Source organism: Micromonospora sp. NPDC048871 (assembly GCF_043198155.1).
Lineage (GTDB): Bacteria > Actinomycetota > Actinomycetes > Mycobacteriales > Micromonosporaceae > Micromonospora.
This window is the reverse complement of record NZ_JBICUM010000002.1, coordinates 31,665-51,575: the sequence shown is the minus strand read 5'-3', so window position 1 is coordinate 51,575 and position 19,911 is coordinate 31,665. Positions and strand designations below refer to the sequence as shown.

General features: G+C 71.3%; 17 protein-coding genes. 11 read left to right on the top strand and 6 right to left on the bottom strand.

Annotated elements, in window-relative coordinates; translation table 11 throughout:
- Nucleotides 1–675 (top strand): DUF4956 domain-containing protein, encoded by a 675-nt coding sequence (locus ACGFIK_RS04840; RefSeq protein WP_327025482.1) that lies wholly within the window; start codon nucleotides 1–3, stop codon nucleotides 673–675.
- A complete protein-coding gene (locus ACGFIK_RS04835) occupies nucleotides 675–2,405 on the top strand; it encodes a CotH kinase family protein (RefSeq protein ID WP_327025483.1) in 1,731 nt (576 codons plus the stop codon). Before ACGFIK_RS04840 ends, ACGFIK_RS04835 begins: the two co-directional genes overlap by 1 nt.
- Before the next feature lies 1 nt (nucleotide 2,406).
- Here the strand turns inward: ACGFIK_RS04835 and ACGFIK_RS04830 are convergent, their stop codons facing one another.
- On the bottom strand, nucleotides 2,407–2,985 hold the full coding sequence (locus tag ACGFIK_RS04830) for a WHG domain-containing protein (RefSeq protein ID WP_327025484.1): 579 nt from the start codon (nucleotides 2,983–2,985) through the stop codon (nucleotides 2,407–2,409).
- 76 nt (nucleotides 2,986–3,061) lie between these two features.
- On the opposite strand from ACGFIK_RS04830, the gene ACGFIK_RS04825 reads away from it, so the two are divergent.
- Both ACGFIK_RS04825 and bla read left to right on the top strand, forming a co-directional pair.
- Nucleotides 3,062–3,553, top strand: a complete 492-nt coding sequence (locus tag ACGFIK_RS04825) for an FBP domain-containing protein (protein WP_327025485.1) — start codon at nucleotides 3,062–3,064, stop codon at nucleotides 3,551–3,553.
- A 35-nt stretch (nucleotides 3,554–3,588) separates the two neighbouring features.
- On the top strand, nucleotides 3,589–4,521 hold the full coding sequence (gene bla, locus ACGFIK_RS04820; protein ID WP_393338508.1) for a class A beta-lactamase: 933 nt from the start codon (nucleotides 3,589–3,591) through the stop codon (nucleotides 4,519–4,521).
- A 148-nt stretch (nucleotides 4,522–4,669) separates the two neighbouring features.
- Here the strand turns inward: bla and ACGFIK_RS04815 are convergent, their stop codons facing one another.
- Nucleotides 4,670–6,148 carry a glutamate--cysteine ligase gene (locus ACGFIK_RS04815; protein WP_327025487.1) on the bottom strand — a complete coding sequence of 493 codons (1,479 nt, stop codon included), beginning with the start codon at nucleotides 6,146–6,148 and terminating at the stop codon, nucleotides 4,670–4,672.
- A gap of 153 nt (nucleotides 6,149–6,301) precedes the next feature.
- Here ACGFIK_RS04815 and ACGFIK_RS04810 point away from each other — a divergent pair, with 153 nt between their 5' ends.
- Nucleotides 6,302–6,646 (top strand): DUF3817 domain-containing protein, encoded by a 345-nt coding sequence (locus tag ACGFIK_RS04810; protein ID WP_327025488.1) that lies wholly within the window; start codon nucleotides 6,302–6,304, stop codon nucleotides 6,644–6,646.
- 51 nt (nucleotides 6,647–6,697) lie between these two features.
- Here ACGFIK_RS04810 and ACGFIK_RS04805 read toward each other — a convergent pair whose 3' ends face one another.
- Nucleotides 6,698–7,237: a hypothetical protein gene (locus ACGFIK_RS04805; RefSeq protein WP_327025489.1), complete on the bottom strand. Its 540-nt coding sequence runs from the start codon at nucleotides 7,235–7,237 to the stop codon at nucleotides 6,698–6,700.
- A 174-nt stretch (nucleotides 7,238–7,411) separates the two neighbouring features.
- Between ACGFIK_RS04805 and ACGFIK_RS04800 the strand changes: the two genes are divergently transcribed.
- The 4 genes from ACGFIK_RS04800 to ACGFIK_RS04785 all read left to right on the top strand — a co-directional run bounded on the left by ACGFIK_RS04800 (nucleotide 7,412) and on the right by ACGFIK_RS04785 (nucleotide 12,273).
- Nucleotides 7,412–8,530 carry a Vms1/Ankzf1 family peptidyl-tRNA hydrolase gene (locus ACGFIK_RS04800; protein WP_327025490.1) on the top strand — a complete coding sequence of 373 codons (1,119 nt, stop codon included), beginning with the start codon at nucleotides 7,412–7,414 and terminating at the stop codon, nucleotides 8,528–8,530.
- A complete protein-coding gene (locus tag ACGFIK_RS04795; protein WP_393337731.1) occupies nucleotides 8,523–9,503 on the top strand; it encodes a thiamine pyrophosphate-binding protein in 981 nt (326 codons plus the stop codon). The genes ACGFIK_RS04800 and ACGFIK_RS04795 overlap by 8 nt, the downstream gene beginning before the upstream one ends.
- Before the next feature lie 335 nt (nucleotides 9,504–9,838).
- Nucleotides 9,839–11,185: a hypothetical protein gene (locus tag ACGFIK_RS04790; protein ID WP_393338505.1), complete on the top strand. Its 1,347-nt coding sequence runs from the start codon at nucleotides 9,839–9,841 to the stop codon at nucleotides 11,183–11,185.
- 215 nt (nucleotides 11,186–11,400) lie between these two features.
- Complete coding sequence (locus tag ACGFIK_RS04785) at nucleotides 11,401–12,273, top strand: SigB/SigF/SigG family RNA polymerase sigma factor (protein ID WP_327025492.1); 873 nt, start codon at nucleotides 11,401–11,403, stop codon at nucleotides 12,271–12,273.
- A 76-nt stretch (nucleotides 12,274–12,349) separates the two neighbouring features.
- On the opposite strand, the gene ctaD is transcribed toward ACGFIK_RS04785, so the two are convergent.
- The 3 genes from ctaD to ACGFIK_RS04770 all read right to left on the bottom strand — a co-directional run bounded on the left by ctaD (nucleotide 12,350) and on the right by ACGFIK_RS04770 (nucleotide 16,195).
- Nucleotides 12,350–14,353, bottom strand: coding sequence for a cytochrome c oxidase subunit I (gene ctaD / locus ACGFIK_RS04780; RefSeq protein WP_327025493.1), 2,004 nt, complete (start codon nucleotides 14,351–14,353; stop codon nucleotides 12,350–12,352).
- 88 nt (nucleotides 14,354–14,441) lie between these two features.
- Nucleotides 14,442–15,170 (bottom strand): ATP-binding protein, encoded by a 729-nt coding sequence (locus ACGFIK_RS04775; protein ID WP_327025494.1) that lies wholly within the window; start codon nucleotides 15,168–15,170, stop codon nucleotides 14,442–14,444.
- A 101-nt stretch (nucleotides 15,171–15,271) separates the two neighbouring features.
- Nucleotides 15,272–16,195, bottom strand: a complete 924-nt coding sequence (locus ACGFIK_RS04770; RefSeq protein ID WP_393338502.1) for a glucosyl-3-phosphoglycerate synthase — start codon at nucleotides 16,193–16,195, stop codon at nucleotides 15,272–15,274.
- Nucleotides 16,196–16,584: 389 nt separating this feature from the next.
- Between ACGFIK_RS04770 and secA2 the strand changes: the two genes are divergently transcribed.
- Both secA2 and ACGFIK_RS04760 read left to right on the top strand, forming a co-directional pair.
- Nucleotides 16,585–18,879, top strand: a complete 2,295-nt coding sequence (secA2, locus tag ACGFIK_RS04765) for an accessory Sec system translocase SecA2 (protein WP_327025496.1) — start codon at nucleotides 16,585–16,587, stop codon at nucleotides 18,877–18,879.
- 209 nt (nucleotides 18,880–19,088) lie between these two features.
- Nucleotides 19,089–19,829 carry a GAF and ANTAR domain-containing protein gene (locus tag ACGFIK_RS04760; protein ID WP_327025497.1) on the top strand — a complete coding sequence of 247 codons (741 nt, stop codon included), beginning with the start codon at nucleotides 19,089–19,091 and terminating at the stop codon, nucleotides 19,827–19,829.
- The last annotated feature ends 82 nt before the right edge of the window (nucleotides 19,830–19,911 follow it).

Sequence of the window (19,911 nt, the reverse complement as noted above, 5' to 3'; positions counted from 1 at the left end):
ATGCCGTTCGAGTTCCAGGATCTGTCCGGCACCTTCAGTGTCGGCGACATCGCCCTGGCCCTGTCGCTGTCGTTCCTGCTCAGCGCCATGATCGGGTGGGTCTACCGGTTCACCCACCGCAACGTGTCGTACAGCCAGTCGTACGTGCAGACGCTGGTCATCCTGGGCATGCTCATCTCGCTGATCATGCTTGTCGTCGGCTCCAACATCGCCCGCGCCTTCGCCCTGGTGGGCGCGCTGTCGGTGGTGCGGTTCCGCAACGCCATCAAGGAGACCCGTGACGTCGGGTTCATCTTCCTGGTGATGGGCGTGGGCATGGCCTGCGGCACCCGGTTCTACCTGCTGGCGGTGGTCGCCGCCGTGACGATCAGCCTGATCATCGTGCTGATGTACCGCTTCAACTGGTTCGCCTCGAACGTCCAACGCCAGGTGGTCAAGGTGCAGGTGCCGCCCGGCAGCCACACCGACCACATCCAGGACGTGCTGATCCGCTTCACCAGCGAGTTCGAGCTGGTCAGCATGGAGACCATCCGGGGCGGCGCATTGACCGAGATCATGTACACGGTGCGGTTGAAGAAGGGCACCGAGCCCGCCGAACTGATCAACGCGCTGGCCGAGCGGACCGGCGGCCAGCGGGTCACCGTCCTGACCGGCTACGACCAGACGGACCTGTGATGCGCTGGCGGCACCGCATCCCGATCCGGATTCGGCACTACTGGAAGTTCCTGGCGGGCTGCCTCGCGTTTGCGCTGGTGCTCACCGTGACCCTCAGCTCGGTGCCGATCCGCCCGTACGTGACCAGCACCAGCACCAGCACCAGCACCGGCGACCTGGTCACCCAGAACATCGCCGGCACGGTCGACCTCTTCGACGAGACGGTGGCCCACCGCATCGAGCTGGTCTTCCGCGACGCCGACTACGAACGGATGCTGGACGCCTTCTACGACGAGGGGGAGAAGGCGTACCTGGAGGCCGACCTGGTCATCGACGGCACCACCATCCCCAGCGTCGGCATCCGCCTCAAGGGCAACTCGACCCTGCGCGGCCTGACCCGCAACGGCCAGACCCCGCAACGCGGCGGCGGCCCGGAAGGCCCCGAGGGCCGGGTGGCCCCGGGCGGACCGGATGGTCAACGCCGGCCCGGCGGCCAGGACGGCCCGCGCGGCCCCGGCAGACCCGGCGGTCAGTTCGGGCCGGGTGGTCAGTTCGGGCCGGGTGGTGAGTTCGGGCCGGGCGGGCAGACCGCGACTGATGGTCAGACAGCGCCCGGTGGCCAGACAGCGCCCGATGGTGAGGCTGGGCCTGGCGGTCAGGCTGGGCCGGGCGGTGCCGCGATGCCGGGCGGGTTTTCCCGGACGTCGTTGCGGGCTGAGGAGCCGGAGACCTTGCCCTGGTTGATCCGCTTCGACGAGTACGTGGACGGTCGCCGGTATCAGGGCCACCGGGAGATCAGCCTGCGCGTCGGCGGGATGGGCGGCGGCACCTCCGTGCTCAACGAGGCGGTCACCCTCAACCTGCTCACCGCTGCGGGCGAGGTGACCCAGGAGTACGCCTACACCAGCTTCACCGTCAACGACCGGCCGACCACCGCCCGACTGATCGTGGAACATCCCGACGAGCATTTCGCCGAGGACTTCGACAGCGCGGGGGTGCTCTACAAGGCGTTGGCCACCAGTCGGTTCACCGACCAGGGCGACGACCAGACCGCGTACGCCGACGACTTCAAGCAGATCACCATGAAGGGCAGCCAGGACCTGCAACCGGTCATCGACCTGATCAAGTGGGTGGACACGGTCGGCGACGCCGAGTTCGACGAGCAGCTCGCCGACCGGCTCGACGTGACCTCCTTCGCCCGGTACCTCGCCTGGCAGAACCTGCTGCTCAACTCCGACGACATGGCCGGTCCCGGCCGCAACTACTACCTCTGGTACGGCCTGGGGGCGAAACGGTTCACGGTGATCGGCTGGGACTACAACCTGGCGTTCAGCGGCAGCGCCGACCAGGGGCCGCACGACGAGGGTCGGTTCGGCGCTCGGGGCAACGCAGGCCCCGGCGCTGGTGATCCCAGCGCTGGTGACCCCGGTGGCGCTGAGGGCCCCCGCGCTGATGGCGTGGGCGGCCCTGGTGGCATCGGTGGCCCGGGTGGCGGTGGTCACCGGCTCAAGGAGCGCTTCCTGGCCAGCGAGAAGTTCACCCAGTTGTACGAGGACGCGTACCGCGACCTCTATCAGCGGGTCTACCGCGACGGTGCGGCGCTGGCCGCGGTGGACGCGATCAGCGGGGTGCTGGCCACCGTGGACGGGTACGACGCTTCGGTCGCCACCGGCGATGCGCAGCGCCTGCGTACCCTCATCGAACAGCGCACCACGAGCCTCGCCACCAACGAGGTGATCGCCCGGAGCTGAGTCAGGGGCAGCCGCAGGTCGACCGGGCCGACAGCAGCGCGTCGAGGGAGTCCAGGGCCCACGACCACGACTGCTCGCTGTCCGGGAGGCTGTGGCTGAACGCGCCGGCGAGTTCCAGGCTGGCGAAACCGTGGAACACGCTGCCGAGCAGGCGTACCGCGTGGGTCTGCTCCGGCTCGCCCAGTTCGTAGCAGCGCAGGACCGCGCGGGCCAACTGGGCGTGCCGGGGGCCGGCGCTTGCCGCCGCCGTCTGCGGGTCGAGCCGCAGTCGGCTGGCGGCGTACCGGCCGGGGTGTTCGCGGGCGTAGTCGCGGTAGACGTCACCGAGGGCGACCAGGGCGTCCTTGCCAGCCCGGCCGGCGACGGCCTCGGCCGCCCGGTCGGCCAACTCGTCCAGCGCGAGCAGCGCGATGCGTACCTTGAGGTCCTGGGTGCTGCGGATGTGCGAGTAGAGGCTCGCCACCTTGACGCCGAATCGCTGCGCCAGTGCCGAGGCCGTCACCCGGTCGAAGCCGACCTCGTCGGCCAGTTCCGCACCTTCGGCCGCGAGCCGCTGCGGAGTCAGTCCCAGCCGTGCCATGTTCCCTCCGAGGTCCGTGTTCCATGACACCTTTAAAGGTTTTGCCTAAAGTCTTTAGGAACAATACCTTGGCCTTATGGAAGCACTGACCGAGTCAGAGATCCGTGCCGCCTTCGTCAACTGCAGCAAGGGGGAGGCTAAGCGCCTGTTCGTGCCGCGCGACCTGGCCACCCGGCCCTGGGCCGACCTGGATTACCTGGGCTGGCGCGACCCGAAGGCGGAGGACCGCGCCTATCTGGTCACCGAGCAGGCGGGCCGCCCGACGGCGTTGGTCCTGCGCAGCCCGAGCGCCTCCGCCGGGCGAGGCAGCCGCAACATGTGCGCGATCTGCCTGACTTCCCCGGAGGCCGGGGTCAGCCTGCTGGTCGCCCCCAAAGCCGGTCGAGCCGGCCGGGACGGCAGCTCGGTGGGCACCTACCTGTGCAGTGACCTGTCCTGCTCGCTCTACCTGCGGGGCAGGAAGGACGGCGGGGCCGGGGCCCGGCTGCCGGAGACGATCAGCCTGGAGGAGAAGATTGCCCGCACCACGACCAATTTGGCAGGCTTCATAGCCAAGGTGATGAACTGACCGGTTCGTCATCACCGGCTAGCTGGAAGGATGCGATTGTGCTCAGCACCACCCGCAGTGCCCGTACCGGTGTGCTCGCGGCCGTTCTGACGGCCGGGCTGCTCACCGGCTGCTCGTCCGACACCCCGACCGGGCCCGCGTCGCCGACCACCCCGTCAGGCACTCCGTCGGCGACCCCGTCGGCCGGGCCGGTAGCGGTCGACTTCGGCCCGCTGGAGCGGGAGTTCGACGCCCGCCTGGGGGTGTACGCCGTGGACACCGGCACCGGGCGCACCGTCGAGCACCGGGCCGACGAGCGTTTCGCGTACGCCTCGACCTTCAAGGCCCTGGCCGCCGCCGCGGTGCTGAAGGCGACCACCACGGAGGAGTTGGACCAGATCGTCCGCTACTCCCGCGACGACCTGGTCACCTACTCGCCGATCACCGAGCAGCACGTGGCTACCGGCATGACCCTGCGGGCGATCGCCGATGCGGCGGTGCGCTACAGCGACAACACCGCCGGCAACCTGCTTCTCGACCGGCTGGGTGGTCCGGCCGGCTTCAAGCGGGCGCTGCGTGACATCGGCGACGAGGTCACCGAGCCGGCGCGGATCGAGACCGCCCTCAACGAGGCCGCCCCGGGCGATGTCCGCGACACCAGCACCCCCCGCGCGCTGGCCACCTCCCTGCGGGCGTACGCGGTCGGCGACGCCCTCTCCACCGAGGACCGGGAGGTGCTGGTCGACCTGCTCAAGCGCAACACCACCGGTGACAAGGTGATCCGAGCCGGTACCCCGGACGGCTGGGTGGTCGGCGACAAGACCGGCTCCGGCGGCTACGGCACCCGCAACGACATCGCCGTGATCTGGCCCCCCGGCCGCGACCCAATCGTGCTGGCCCTCCTCTCCACCCGCCACACGGAGGACGCCCAGCCCCAGGACGCCCTCCTAGCCCGAGCCACCGAACTAACCCTGACCGCCCTGCCCTGACCCACCCCCCTCCCCACCCTCCGCGCCCCCCTCCCTCCGCGTTGATCATGAGGTTAGCGGCAGTCGTTGATCTCTGAACTGCCGCCAACCTCATGATCAACGCGGAGGGCGGGGGCGGGGGCGGGGGCGGGGGCGGGGGCGGGGGTGGTTAGGGGATGGGCCATTCGTGTACTGGGCGGTTGCTGTGCATCAGGTCCACGTAGTGGCGGACCATCTCGCGTAGGGCTGTCGGGCGGTCCAGGTGGTCGGTGGACTCCAGGCGGTGCAGGGTGGCGATCTGCCAGGTCGCGCCGTTGCGTCCGGTCAGGCACCGTTGCTCGATGATGCTCAGCAGGCGGTCCCGCTCGTCCGGATCGAGTCCCCACCGGTCCAGGCCGTACTGGGCCAACGGCAGCAGGCGCCGCAGCACCAACTCGGTGACCGGCAGGTAACCCAGGCCGGGCCAGAAGACGTGCGCGTCGATGCCGTGCCGGGCACAGGTGTGGAAGTTCTCCTCGGCCGCACTGAACGACATCTGGGACCACAGGGGCCGGTCGGCCTCGGCCAGGGCCCGGATCAGTCCGAAGTAGAAGGCCCCGTTGGCCACCGTGTCCAGCACGGTCGGCCCGGCGGGCAGGACCCGGTTCTCCACCCGCAGGTGCGGGCGACCCCGGAACACGTCGTAGACCGGCCGGTTCCACCGGTAGACCGTGCCGTTGTGCAGTCGCAGTTCACCGAGGGTGGGCACCCCACCGGCGGCCAGGGTCGCCGCGGGATCCTCCTCCTCGCAGACCGGCAGCAGGGCCGGGAAATAGCGCACGTTCTCCTCGAACAGGTCGAACACGGAGGTGATCCACCGTTCGCCGAACCACACCCGGGGTCGTACGCCCTGGGTCTTGATCTCCTCGGCGCGGGTGTCCGTGGCCTGCTGGAACAGCGGGATGCGGGTCTCGCGCCACAACTCCCGCCCGAAGAACAGTGGCGAGTTGGCGCCGAGGGCCACCTGTACCCCGGCGATGGCCTGGGCGGCGTTCCAGTAGTCGGCGAACTGGTTGGGGCCCACCTGCACGTGGAACTGGGTGCTGGTGCAGGCCGCCTCCGGGGTGATGGTGTCCGCGGTGACCGCCAGCCGCTCCACCCCGTTGATGGCGATCCGCAGATCCTCACCCCGCGCCGCGAAGATCTGCTCGTTGAGCAGGGCGTACCGGGGATTGGCCGACAGGGTGGCCGCGGTCAGGTGCTCCGGCAGCACGGTCGGCAGGATGCCGATCATCACCAGGTGGGCCCCGACCGTACGGGCCCGCTGGTCGGCGGCGTTGAGGGTGTCCCGCAGGTGCTGCTCGAACTCGACCGTGCCGGTACCGGCCAGGCGCCGGGGGGTCACGTTGATCTCGATGTTGAACTGGCCCAGCTCGGTCTGGAAGCTCGGATCGGCGATCGCCCGCAGCACGTCGGCGTTGCGCATCGCCGGCATCGAGTCCTCGTCGAGCAGGTTGAGTTCGATCTCCAGCCCGGTCATCGGCCGGTCGATGTCGAAGCGGGACTCGCGCAGCATCTCGGCGAAGACGTCGAGGCAGCGACGAACCTTGTCCCGGTAGCGAGCCCGATCCTGACGGCTGAAGGTCTGTACGCCGACTTCCTCGCCCATGGTCACCACCTTGTCACCACTGGTACCCCCAACGTCGCATGTCCATGCACTCCGGGAAAAGTCCGGACGTCCGGTTGTCCACCATCCGGTGCACGGATGTCCGGCCTTGCTGCCCGACCCGGCGTCGCGGGCCGGCGCGGCAGCGGCACTACCATGGCCCTCGTGCGCGACAAGGTGACCCGGTTGTTCGTGATGGCGGCGATCGCGGAGGCGATCTCCTGGGCCGGCCTGTTGGCCGGAATGGCGGTCAAGTACGGCCCGCCCGGCAACGAACTGGGGGTGCAGATCTTCGGTCCGGTGCACGGCGCCCTGTTCGTGATCTACGGGGTGCTGGTGCTCGCGGTGGCCCGGCTGCGGGGCTGGCGCATGACGACCGCGGTGGTCGCGCTGATCTGCGCGGTACCCCCGTTCGCCACCATCGCCTTCGAGCGCTGGGCCCGTCGGCGCGGCCTGCTGGGGAGCACCGAACCGGTACGCGAACCCGCCCCGGTCGGCTGACCTGGCCGCCGCGGACGCGGCGGCACCTCAGCGTCACCGGCTGCGGCACCCTCAGGTCAGGGCGGTGCAGGCACCCAGCCCGGCGATCAGCAGCACCCCAAGGGTGGCCTGCAACAGCAGCGGGGGCCCGAGATGCGACCACATGGTGGCCGTACGCGGGCGCAGCAACTGTCCGGTGGTCAGGTTGACGATCCGCTCGATCTTCGGCGCCAGGTCGGGGTCCCCCTGGTCGCGCAGGGTCAACTGGACGAGGTCGGCCGAGTGCAGGGCGCTCTGCGGCAGATGCCCGTGCAACTCCACCTCGTACAACCGGCCGTTGTCGTCGCGCAGCCGGATCGGGGTGACCAGGTATTCCGGGCCCTTCTTCAGGTCCTTGAACTTGCGTCGACCGCTGCCCGAGCCGGCGGACAGGGCGGCGCGGACCAGCTTGGCCAGCAGGCCGACCACCCCGGCCGCCGCCAGCACCAGGACCAGCGCGGGCTGCTTCACCCGTACCTGTCGGGGATAGCCCTCCATCAGGCGGACCACCCGGGCGGTGAGGATGCGGCCGCTGGGGTGCAGGCTGCGCCGGGAATACGATGTCGTGTCCATTTTCCCACCACCCTGAGTCCGCGACTGTGCACAGATCGTATCGATCCACACGATTGATCAACATGAATGAAATTCGGTCATGTGATGGGTCATGCGGTCGGTCACCCGGCGTCGAGGAGGTGACAAGCCGGGTGGGGCGGGTAAGCGCGGGGCCGAGCTGGAAAGGGGTCGAGCATGCAGTTGTCTTTTCTGCGCCCGCTCTACGACCGTCCTGGTCCGTGGTGCTCGGTCTACCTGGACGCCTCCCTGGACACCGAGGACGCCCACGCGGCACTGGATCTGCGCTGGCGTGACCTGCAACGGCGACTGGCCGAGCAGGGTGCCGACGAGCCGACGATCGCCGCCATCGACCGGGTGATCCGGGGTCACGATCCCATGCCCGGCGACTACGGCCTGGCCGTCTTCGGCACCCGGGGCCGGGTGGTGCTCTCCGAGTACCTGTCCGCCCCGCCGCGTCGTGACCTGGCCGCCTACTCGGCGCTGCCGCACGTCATGCCGCTGCTGGCCCAACGCGGCGAGCAGGTGGCCTGGGTTCGGGTGCTGGCCGACCGCACCGGGGCCGACGCGATGTCGGTGAGCGCCGGTGGGGTGCCGCGTCGGGCCCAGGTCGTCGGCCGGGAGGACTTCCAGTTGCGCCGGGTCCAGCCCGGCGGCTGGTCACAGTCGCGCTACCAGCGCGCCGCCATGGAGGCGTGGCACCACAACGCCGGAGATGTCACCGCCGCCACCGTGGAGCTGGCCGAACGGGTCGGCGCCGAGGTGGTCGTGGTCGCCGGGGACATCCGCGCCACCGGCGTGATCGCCGCACAGATGCCGCAGCGCTGGCAGGACCTGGTGGTACGCACCGATGCCGGCTCCCGGGCCGGGGGCGCCGACCAGACCCTGCTGGACGACATCACCGTGCAGACCGTCGCCGAGGTCGCCGACCAGCGGATCAGCGCGGCCCTGGACCGCTTCGGCATGCAGGAGGATGTCGGCGCCGGGCTCGACGCCGTGGTGGCCGCCCTGCAGCGTAACCAGGTCGACACCATGCTGATCGTGGACGACGCCTCCGCCGACGGTGAGCTGTGGATCGGCCCGGCCGCCACCGACATCGCCACCGAGCCGGATCAGCTTCCCGGGGTCGGGGACCCCGAGCGGGTACGCGCCGACGCGGCCCTGGTCCGCGCCCTGGTGGGCACGGACGCGGAACTGACCGTCCTCGGCCCCGACGAGGCGCCGGAACTGGCGGACGGAGTGGGTGCGGTGCTGCGGTACGTAGACCCCGCCACTCCGGGACGGGGCGGTGCCTGATCCACGGCTGTCGGACACGGTCGTCGCACGGCTGGCGGCCTGGCGGGTACCACGGGTGTTCGGCATCCCCGGGGAGCCGGTCGCGGAACTGGTCGAGGCGTTGCACGCGGCCGGCGGTGAACCGGAGCTGGTGCCCGTACGACACGGCGGGAACGCGGCCGCCATGGCCATCGCGCACGCCCGGCTCACCGGCGGGGTCGGCATCTGCCTGAGTCCGGCCGGACCGGCCGCGTACGGGCTGCTCGGCGGCCTGGACGCGGCCCGGCGGGACACCCCACCGGTGGTGGCCATCATCGGTGGGGAGGACCCCGTCCGGGTCGACCAGATGGTCGCCGGGCTGTGCCGACAGGTGTGGCATGTCGAGGATCCGCGACGGGCACCGGCCCGGGTGGACGAGGCGGTACGCGCGGCCCTGGCCGGCCGGGGACCGGTCTGCCTGGTGCTGCCCGGTGCCCTGGGCGGCCCGCGGCCCACCCCCGCCGACCCGGCCGGGGCGGTCGTCGAGGAACTCTCCGCCCGGTTACCCCCGGCGGCCACGGTGACGGTGGACGGGGAACCCGACCTGATCCGCCACACCGGCCGACTGCCGCCCGACGCCACGGTCCTGGCCTGCGCCGCCCACGAGGCCCCCGGGGCGGCGCTGTCCTGTGCCGTGGCCGCCAAACTGGCCGACCCGGACCGGCCGGTGTTCGCCCTGGTCACCGACGACGGGATGCGCGCACAGGGGTTCACCGAGCTGGTCACCATCGCCCAGGGCTGGCCGAGGTGGCCCGATCCCCGGCTGGTCGTGCTGGTGCTGCACACCCGGGCCAGTCACCCGGCCGACGAGGTCCCCTACGCCGGCTGGGCCCGCCTGCTGGGCCTGCACGGCGTACGCGTCACCCGCCCGCCCCTGCTAGGCCCCGCCGTCACCCAAGCCTTGACCGCCGACCGCCCCTCCGTCCTCGACGTCCCCCCAACCCCCCACCCCTGACCCACCCCACCCCCCGCCCTCGTCGCCCCGCCCGCCCCCTTCGCCCCTCGATCTTGCACTTTGTGTCGCCTTTATGCACTGTTTGCGCCCTTTGTCGGGGCAGGAAGCGCATGATCGCCGCGTGAGGGTGTCGCCGCGTGGGGGTGTGGGGTGGTGTCGGGAACGGTCAAGATCCGATGGTTGATGCCGATGGGTGGGGTGATGCCCTGTTTAACCCGCATCCGGGCGGGAAGCCGGGGCGCGTGAGCGAACGGGGCAGGGTGGGGCCGGTGCGCAAGGTGCGGCGGGAGGTCATCGCGGCGGGTGCCGGGTTGGCCGGTGACCGGGTGGTGGCGATGGGCAGTACCGCCCGGGTCCTGGTCGCGGCCATCGCCCGGGGACTGCGCGGGGAGGACTGCGCCGATCTCGGCCAGGTGGGACCGATGTCCCGGTTCGTCGGCACTCCTGATCCGGTCCGCCGGGCGGTGGCCGTACGCTCCGCCGGTCGGGTGGCCCTGACCGCCGGGCAGGCCGCCGAGGTGGACGCGGCCCGGGTCGCGGAGTGGTTCGTCGGTCAGTATCCGGCCGGCCGCTACCCCGGGGTGCTGCTGGGCTCGCCGCACGGCGCCGCCGCCCACCTGGCGGTGGCCCTGGGGGTGCCCTGGCTGCCGGCGGGGTTCGAGATGGTCGCGCACTGGCCCAAGGGCTCCGTGGACCGCCCCCGGGCCGCCCTGGACCACGGCGCCGCCCTGGCCGGACGGATGCTCGCCGGCAACCCCGACCTGCACCTGCGGCAGGTGCACTGCCCGGCCAGCCGGGGCGCGCTGGCCTCGGCCACGGTGGCGCTGACCGCCCGGTGGCTGAGTCTGCCGCAGGCCTACCGGCGCTTTCTGGCGCAGCGGCTGGAACCGGGGGCCCCGGTGGTGGTGCTGCGCGACGCCCGGACCTGGCCGGTCTTCGAGGCCGCCGAGGGGCACAGCTTCCAGGTGGGCTGCCCGGCCAGCGGGCTGGACCCGGTGGACTTCCACCCTGACAGTCACACCCTTCGTCAGGTGCTGCGGTCCGCCGGGGGCGACGGGGCGCAGTGGGAGCCGCCGGAGATCTCCACTCCGCCCGAGGGCGCCGAGCACGGGGTGGAGGCCGGTTTCGACAGCAGTGTCGCCGGCTGGGCCGGGCGCGAGGGACATCCCCTGCACCAGATCGTCGTCCCCAGTCCCGCGGCCTTGAGTGCGGCCACCGCCGACCTGTACCGCCGCTGGCTGCGGGCCGCCGGCAAGACCGGCAACCGTCTGGTGGTCGAGTGCGGCCGGCTGCTGGACCCCTGGCAGGTGGTCCGCGCCGGCATGGTGCCGTACTGGTGCGAGAACGCCACCCGGCGCTGTGTCGAACAGGCCGAATGGTGGCTGGCCGGCAGCGAGCCCTTCACCTCGGTGGACGTCCTGCCGGAGCCGCCCGGGGTGCGGTCCCCGGCCCTGGCCGGGCTGCCGCAGTGGCTGGCCGTCGCCGGCTTCGGCCGCCGTCGTCGGGCCCTGGACCGAACGGCTGCCCGCGGCTACCCGGTCACCTCGGTACCCACCCGCCGGGCCACCGAGGTGCTCCGCGCCCAGCCGTACGACCTGCCCACCCCGCCCCGCATCGAGGTGGCAGACGCCCTGGCCGCGCTGCGGGCCGGCAGCGCCGCGCACGGCCTACGGGTTCGCTGACCTGGCGAAACATCCTCGCGAACCCGCGCTCCCGTGATTGAGTACCTACGGAGCGGGAACACCGCCGGCTGCGACAGGCTGATCACTTGGCGTGGCAGAGGGCCGTCGCCCGCTCGCATCCCAGTCATGTAACCCAGTCCACCGGCCCGTGCGTGTCCACGCCCGGGTGCGGTGCCGGCCGAATCCGGGCGGGGTCCTTCCTGAGGGAGGCGCGGATGTTCGGACAGACCACCACGACCACACCACCATCCACCGATCGGGGCCTGGAGGACCTCGACGCGGCGGCGCTGGCGTACGCGGCACGGATCGAGGGGTTGCCCCCGGAACGTCGCCACGAGGCGCGCGACGACCTGGTGCGCTTCGCGATGCCCTTCGCCGGACGTCTGGCGCGCCGGTACCGGGGGCGTGGGGAGCCCCTGGAGGATCTGGAGCAGGTGGCCCGGTTGGGTCTGGTCAACGCCGTTGACCGGTACGACCCGGAACGGGGCTCGTTCACCGCCTACGCGGCGATCACCATCGTGGGTGAGATCAAGCGGCATTTCCGGGACCGCACCTGGGGTGTGCATGTGCCCCGTCGGCTGCGGGACCTGATCCTGGAGGTGGGGCAGGCTACGGCGGCCCTGACCAGTGAGCTGTCCCGGGCCCCGACGGTGGCCGAGTTGTCGAAACGGCTGGAGACCCCGGAGGAGGAGATCCTCGCCGCCCTGGAGTCGGCCGCCGGGTACAGCCCGGCCTCGCTGAACGCGCCGGTGGGTGGGGAGAGTTCGGCCGAGTTCGGTGACCTGGTGGGCGAGTCGGACATCGCGCTGGAGTCGGTCGACGACCGGGTGACCGTCAGCGGGCTGCTGCACCGCCTGCCCTGGCGGGAGCGGCGGATCCTGGCCATGCGGTTCTACGGCAACCAGACTCAGGCGGAGATCGCCGCCCGGTTCGGCATCTCCCAGATGCACGTGTCGCGGCTGCTGTCGCGGGCCCTGACCTGGCTGCGTCAGGCGATGCTTGCGGACACCCCGCCACCCTGGCAGAACGGGACCGCCGAGACCGAGTCGGCGACGGCCAACCGTCCCGCCTCGGTACGGGCCCGCTGACGCCCGGACCGGCGGAGACGGACGGTCAGCAGGGCGGCACCGACCGGTGCCGCCCTGCTGACGCGCGTACTCCCGCTCAGTTGTCCGGGGTGTCGCCGTGGCCGCGCGGATGCCGCCACCGTTCGGAGGACTGTGGACCGCGATCGGCGCCCAGGGGGTTGTCCTCCGGTTCGTCGGTCTCCTCGAAGCGGGGCCGGAGCACCTCGTCCGGTTCCGGCACCTCGACCGGTCGGGCTCCGGAGCGGGGATCGGGGTGGTAGGCGGTGGCCTCCTGGGCGCCGTGCGCCCCCTCGGCGCTGGGCGACTCGGGCCGGTGCTTCTCCCAGTGCATCTCGTCGTGCAGCTCCTGGGGTGGGCGGGTGGTCCGTTGCGGCAGGTCACTACCCAGATCGGAGACGTAGGGCCCGTACTTGGCGTCGAAGGCCGGGCGTTCGGAGCGGATCCGGGGCATCTGGTCGAAGTTGCGCAGCGGTGGTGGGCAGGTGGTGGCCCACTCCAGCGAGTTGCCGAAACCCCAGGGGTCGTTCACGGTCACCACTGCGCCGAACCGCCACGACTTCCAGGCGTTCCAGATGAAGAACAGGGTGGAGGCGCCGAGGACGAAGGAGAAGATGCTGGAGATCGTGTTCAGGGTGGTGAAACCGTCCGTGGGCAGATAGTCGGCGTACCGGCGGGGCATCCCCTCGTTGCCCAGCCAGTGCTGCACCAGGAAGGTGCCGTGGAAACCGATGAACATGGTCCAGAAGTGCAGCTTGCCGAGCCGCTCGTCGAGCAGCCGCCCGGTCATCTTCGGCCACCAGAAGTAGAAGCCGCCGAAGAGGGCGAACACCACCGTGCCGAACAGCACGTAGTGGAAGTGGGCCACCACGAAGTAGCTGTCGTGGGTGTGGAAGTCGGCCGGCGGGCTGGCCAGCAGCACCCCGGTGAGTCCACCCAGCAGAAAGGTCACCAGGAAGCCGATGGCGAACAGCATCGGGGTCTCGAAGGTGATCTGCCCCTTCCACATCGTGCCGATCCAGTTGAAGAACTTGACCCCGGTCGGTACGGCGATCAGATAGCTGAGGATGGCGAAGAACGGCAGCAGCACCTGGCCGGTGGTGAACATGTGGTGTGCCCACACCGTCATCGACAACACGGTGATCGCGGCGGTGGCGAGCACCAGGCCGGTGTAGCCGAAGAGCGGCTTGCGGGAGAAGACCGGGATGATCTCGGTGATGATGCCGAAGAACGGCAACGCGATGATGTAGACCTCGGGATGGCCGAAGAACCAGAACAGGTGCTGCCACAGCATCGGCCCGGCGGTGTCGGCGTTGTAGACCTGCGCGTCCAGCAGCCGGTCGGCGCTCAACGCCAGCAGCGCGGCGGCCAGCAGCGGGAAGACCAGGATCACCAGCACGCTGGTGAACAGCATGTTCCAGGTGAAGATCGGCATCCGGAACATGGTCATGCCGGGTGCCCGCAGGGTCAGGATCGTGGTGATCAGGTTGACCGCGCCGAGGATGGTGCCCAGCCCGGAGACGACCAGGCCGACCACCCACATGTTCGCGCCGACCCCGGGGGAGTGCTGGGCACTGCTCAGCGGGGTGTACGCGGTCCAGCCGAAGTCGGCCGTCCCCTGGGGGGTGAGGAATCCGCCGATGACCATCAGTCCGCCGAACAGGTACAGCCAGTAGGCCAGCGCGTTCAGCCGGGGAAACGACACGTCCGGGGCGCCGATCTGGATCGGCACGATGTAGTTGCCGAATCCGAACGCCGCCGGGGTGGCGAACAGCAGCAGCATCACCGCGCCGTGCGAGGTGAACAGCTGGTTGTACTGCTCGGGGGAGAGGAACTGCATGCCCGGCCGGGCCAGTTCCGCGCGGATCAGCATCGCCTCGATCCCGGCCACCAGGAAGAAGCCGAACGAGGTCATCAGGTAGAGCAGCCCGATCTGTTTGTGATCGGTGGTGACCAGGAACCGGACCAGCTTGCCGCCCGGCAGGGTCTTGTTCAGGGCGCCGGGATAGCCGCCGAACTGGGCCGGTGCGAGGATGGCCGGCCCACGGTCCTGGCCGGTCTCGGTCGGTACCCGCTTGGGCATGATGCTTCCACCCCGTCGACGACGCCAAAGGACGGGCGTGACTACCCGACCCGCCGACCATGTAACCAGGCGAGAGGGGGGAATTCGGTCAATTCGCCAGTAGTGTTGCCCAGACGGCCTTTCCGTCGCCGGCCGGTGCGCTACCCCACCGGGCGGCCAGTTCACGGACCAGCAGCAGGCCCCGGCCACCCTCGTCGCGCTCACCGGGACGGCCGGGCTCGGCCGTCTCGGGGCTGCCGTCGACCACGGTCAGGTGCAGCCAGGGCCGACGCAGGGTCAAGGTCACCTGCATCGGGGTGCCGGCATGCCGGACCACGTTGCCGACCAGTTCGCTGAGCACGATCGAGGCCGGTTCGACGGCCGCGGGCAGATCCCACCGGGCGCAGGCCTCGGCGACCAGTTCCCGCGCGCGTCGGCAGGCCGCCGCCACCGGCTCCAGCCGCAGCCGCACCCTCGGCACCGCCGAGGCCCCCGCCACCCGGGCCGCCTCGTCGCAGTCATGGCGTACCGGCACCACCCGGCAGGCCGGGGAGGCGGCCAGCGAGGCGGCCGGGTCCGGGTACGGCGCGCAGATCACCATCGGCACCACCGGCCAGCCCGCGGCCTGCCGCGCCGCCGCGGTGAACACCGCCACCGCCAACGGGTCGTGCACGGTCAGCCCGGTCAGGTCCACCACGAGCGCGTCGGGCTGGGTGGCCAGACACCGGTCCAGCGCCGCGAAGGCCTGGCGGGTGGTGGTCAGATCCAGGCTGCCGGCGAGGCGTACGACGGTGACAGGTGTCCCGTCGTCCACGTCGCAGGTGATCCGGCTCGCCATCTCCGCCCTCGTTCCGCCGGTGTCGCAGGGCTGTCAACTACCCGGCGTCCCGCCCACCGAAACGGCCTCCCCGGGCCGGGTGGGCCGTCATGTGGGGCGGGTCACGCCGCGGCCACCCGGCGTGGCAACCGGTGGCGCAGTTCGGCCAGGGGCGGCCGTTCCTCGACCCGTACGTCACTGACGACGATCTCCCGGTCCAGGTTCGGCAGCGCCTCGGAGCCACCCCGGCGGAACTGGGTCAGCACGGCCGTGGGCAGCATCTCCGGGCTGGCCCAGCCCCGACGCTGCAACCGGGACCAGACCGTCAGCATGATCTGGGCGGACATCCGCCCCAGGGCGGCGGTGTCCTGGTGCCGGTGCTTGCGTTCACCCAGGTCGACCTGGGCCAGGGCGTCCAGGCCGACGAGTTCGAGCAGGTCGATCAGCATGGCGGTCTCGACACCGTAGCCGGAGACGAAGGGCACCCGGGCCAGCACCTCGCGGCGGCCCGCGTACTCACCGGCCAGGGGCTGCACGAAACCGGCCAGTTCCGGCCAGAACAGGTTGAGCATGGGGCGGGCCATCAACTCGGTAACCCGGCCACCCCCGTCGGCCTCCACCGCGTTCCGGCCGATCAGCGGCCGGTGGTAGAACCCCTTCACGAAGTCCACCGAGGGGTCGGTGAGCAGGGGGCCGAGCAGCCCGGTGACGAAGTGAGGGCGGAACTCCCGCAGGTCGGCGTCGATGAAGGCCACCACATCCCCCTCGGCGGCGGCCAGCCCGGCCCACAGGGCGTCGCCCTTGCCGGTCAGCCGGGGCAGCCCGTGGGTCATCGCGTCCTGGCTGACCACCTCCGCCCCGGCCGCCCGGGCCACCTGGGCGGTGCGGTCGGTCGAGCGGGAGTCCACCACGATCAACTCGTCGACCAGGGGCACCCGGTCCACCAGATGTTCGCGGATGGTCGACACGATGGCCCCGACGGTGGCCTCCTCGTTGCGGGCCGGCAACACCACACTGACCCGGCTGCCCCCCTTGGCCCGCAGCAGCCGCCGAGTCGGCCAGTCCGCGGCGGAACTGGTCCGGTAGGTGGCCCAGGCCTCGACAACCGGCGAGACCAGAGGTTCGGTGTTCCGCACAGGCACCCCCTTCGCGGGAGCACCGGGATTCCCCGGTGCTCCGTGTTAGCTAACCGGATCGCTGTCTCTAGCTTGATCACAGCCCTGCTCCAGGCAGGTTCCCGGCCGGTGAAGCTTTGATTGCGGTGCTGCTTTACGCCCGACTCTGCGCCCTGCTCCTCGCCCTGGTCAGCCGGGGTCGCCCCGGGTCGCCGAGGCGGTCGGTCCGGACGACGCGGCGGCCGGGCTACCTGGGCGTAACCTCAAGGCGCGCCGGGGAGGGCGCGAAAGAGGCCTCCGGTCGCGTACCGTTGCCGCTCATGGGTGTGTCGCAACGGTTGAAGACCAGGTTCCGCCGGTTCCTCCAGCGCCCGGGGACCACGGTCGACCTGGCCCCGCTGGAGAAGCTGCTGCCGGCCATCGAGGCCCGCGAGGAGAAGGTCCAGGCCTTCGACGACGCGGAGCTGACCGAGGCGGCAGGGGTGGCCTCGACCTACGAGGAGATCTGCGCCCTTGGGCGCGAGGCCGCCCGCCGCGGCCTCGACCAGCGGCCGTACGACGTTCAGCTGCTCGGCGCGATGTCGCTGCTGTCCGGCAAGGTCGCCGAGATGGCCACCGGTGAGGGTAAGACCCTGACCGCGGCCATCGCCGCCTACGGGCATGTGCGGCTGGGCAACGGCCCGGTGCACGTGCTGACGGTCAACGACTACCTGGCCCGCCGGGACGCGCAGTGGATGGAGCCGGTCTACACCCTGCTCGGGCTCACCGTGGGCTGGGTCAACGAGGCCTCGACCCCGGCGGAGCGGCGGGCCGCGTACGCCTGTGACGTCACCTATGTGGCCGTCAGCGAGGCCGGTTTCGACTTCCTGCGTGACCAGCTCGTCACCGACGTAGCCGACCGGGTCCAGCCGGCCCTGCGCACCGCGATCGTCGACGAGGCGGACTCGATCCTGATCGACGAGGCCCGGGTGCCGATGGTCCTCGCCGGCTCGGTCCCCGGCGAGCAGGACCCGGTGCACGCCGCCGCCGCCCTGGTGCGCGGCCTGCGCAAGGGCAAGCACTACACGGTGGCCGAGGACGGCCGCAGTGTCGCCTTCACCTCCGCCGGCCTGGCCGCCGTCGAGGCCAAGCTCGGCATCGACCTGTACGACGAGGAGAACGTCGAGCAGCTCTCCGCGGTCAACGTGGCGTTGCACGCGCACGCCCTGCTGCACCGCGATGTCGACTACATCGTCCGCGACGGCTCCGTGGAGCTGATCGACGAGATGCGCGGCCGGGTGGCCCAGCGCCGCCGCTGGCCGGACGGGTTGCAGGCGGCGGTCGAGGCCAAGGAGGGCCTGGACGCCACCGCCGAGGGTGAGGTGCTGGGCACCATCGCCGTGCAGGCGTTCATCGGTCTCTACCCGAAGGTGTGCGGCATGACCGCCACCGCCGTGCTGGTCGGCGACCAGTTGCGGGAGTTCTTCGGGCTGGAGGTCGCGGTGATCCCGCCGAACACCCCCTGCGTGCGGGTGGACGAGCCGGACCGCATCTACGCCACCCGGGCGGAGAAGGACGAGGCCCTGATCGACGAGATCCAGCGCTGCCACGCCGCCGGACGCCCGGTGCTGGTCGGCACCCTGGACGTCAAGGAGTCCGAGCAGCTGGCCGCCGGGCTGGGCGCCGTCGGGGTGCCGTGCGTGGTGCTCAACGCCAAGAACGACGACGAGGAGGCGGCGATCATCGCCGAGGCCGGTGCCCACGGCGCGGTGACCGTCTCCACCCAGATGGCCGGTCGAGGGGTGGACATCCGCCTCGGCGGCAGCGACCAGAGCGACCAGGAGCGGGTCGCCGAACTCGGCGGCCTCTACGTCATCGGCAGCGGCCGGCACGACAGCCGCCGGGTCGACGACCAGCTGCGCGGACGGGCCGGCCGGCAGGGCGACCCGGGTGGGTCGGTCTTCTTCGTCAGCCTGGAGGACGACCTGGTCGTGCGGCACGCCGGCGACACCGTCCCGCCGTCGCCCCGGATGAACGCCGACGGTCTGGTCACCGACCCGCAGGTGGACTACGCCGTGGAGCACGCCCAGCGGGTCGCCGAAGGGGTCAACCACGAGATCCACCGCAACACCTGGCGCTACAGCGTGGTGATCGAGCAGCAGCGCAAGGCCCTGGCCGAGCGTCGGGAACGGCTGCTGACCAGCGACGTCGCCGCCCTGATGCTGCTGGACAAGATGCCGGAGAAGGCCGGCGAGATGGACGAGGACCTGCTCGCCCGGGTGGCCCGGTCGATCGCCCTCTACCACCTCGACCGGCTCTGGGCCGACCACCTGGCCGAGCTGTCCGAGGTCCGCGAGGGGGTGCACCTGCGCGCCCTGGGCCGACTGGACCCCCTGGACGAGTTCCACCGGGCGGCCGTGCCGGCCTTCACCAACCTGGTCCCGGAGATCGAGGCGCGCACCCTGGCCACCTTCGCCGAGACCGAGTTCGACGAGGACTGGCAGCCGGACGCGGCGGAGCTGGTCCGGCCGACCGCCACCTGGACCTACCTGGTGCACGACAACCCGTTCGGCTCCGAACTGGACCGGCTGATCGCCTCGGTCGGTCGACGGCTCAGCGGAGCGGGCGCTCGCTGAGGCGTACCGACCGATCCGGTCGCGGCCCCTCCCGGAGGTACCCGTACCCTGGGAGGGGCCCCGCTTTGCACCGTTTCGACCATAGTTGTGGCGGGTAGTAGGGCGGGTCGTTGACGCCAGGGTCGCCGTCGGGGCCGCCCTGGTGCCTGTCTCGGAGCCGAGGAGGAGACCGTGAGGACGCTGGCCAGGCGTACGGGGGCTGCGGGTCGGTGAACCTGGAGACGAGTCCACCGCTGATGGAGACCCTCGGCGTGTTGGAGACGGCGGCCCTGTTGCGGGAGCTGACCGCCGGACTGATCGGTCTGGACGATTTCGACGAGGCGCTGTCCGCCCTGGTCCGCATCACCCGGGACGCCATCGCGGGGGTCAACTGGTGCGGGTTCACCGCCCTGCGGGCCGGTGAGCCGGTCGGGGTGGCCGCCTCCGACGCCCCGATGAGCGGGCTGGACGACCTGCGGTACAGCTCCGACACCCCGGCGATGGACGCCATCCGGCTGCGGGAGATGGTCCGGGCGGAGAACCTGGCCACCGAGCCCCGCTGGCCGCACTGGCGGGCCCAGGCCACCGAGTTGGGGGTACACGGGGTGATCTCCGCCCCGGTCGACGTGGACGAGCAGGTGATCGGGGCGATCAACCTCTACGCCGACCGGTCGGACGCCCTGACCACCGGCCACCAGCTCACCGCCATGCTCCTGGCCGAGCAGGCCGGTCTGCTGCTGGCCGCCGTACGGGACCGGCAGCGGCGCAGCGCCCAGGCCGACGCCCGGGACGCCGCCCTGCTCGGCGAGGGGGTGATCGGCCAGGCCATCGGGGTGATCATGACCCAGCGGGGCTGCCCCCCGGAGGACGCCCTGGAGGTGCTGCGCAGCGCGGCCACATCGCTGTCCATCCCGTTGCGGGAGGTGGCCGAGCGGCTGGTCAGCACGGTCTCCCGTCCTCGGGACAACTGAGTTCCCGACCTCGGACGACTGAGCCCGGCTCTCGTTTCGCCCTGGTGGCCCCCGGGTAGCACCCTGGACTGGTGGGCTGATT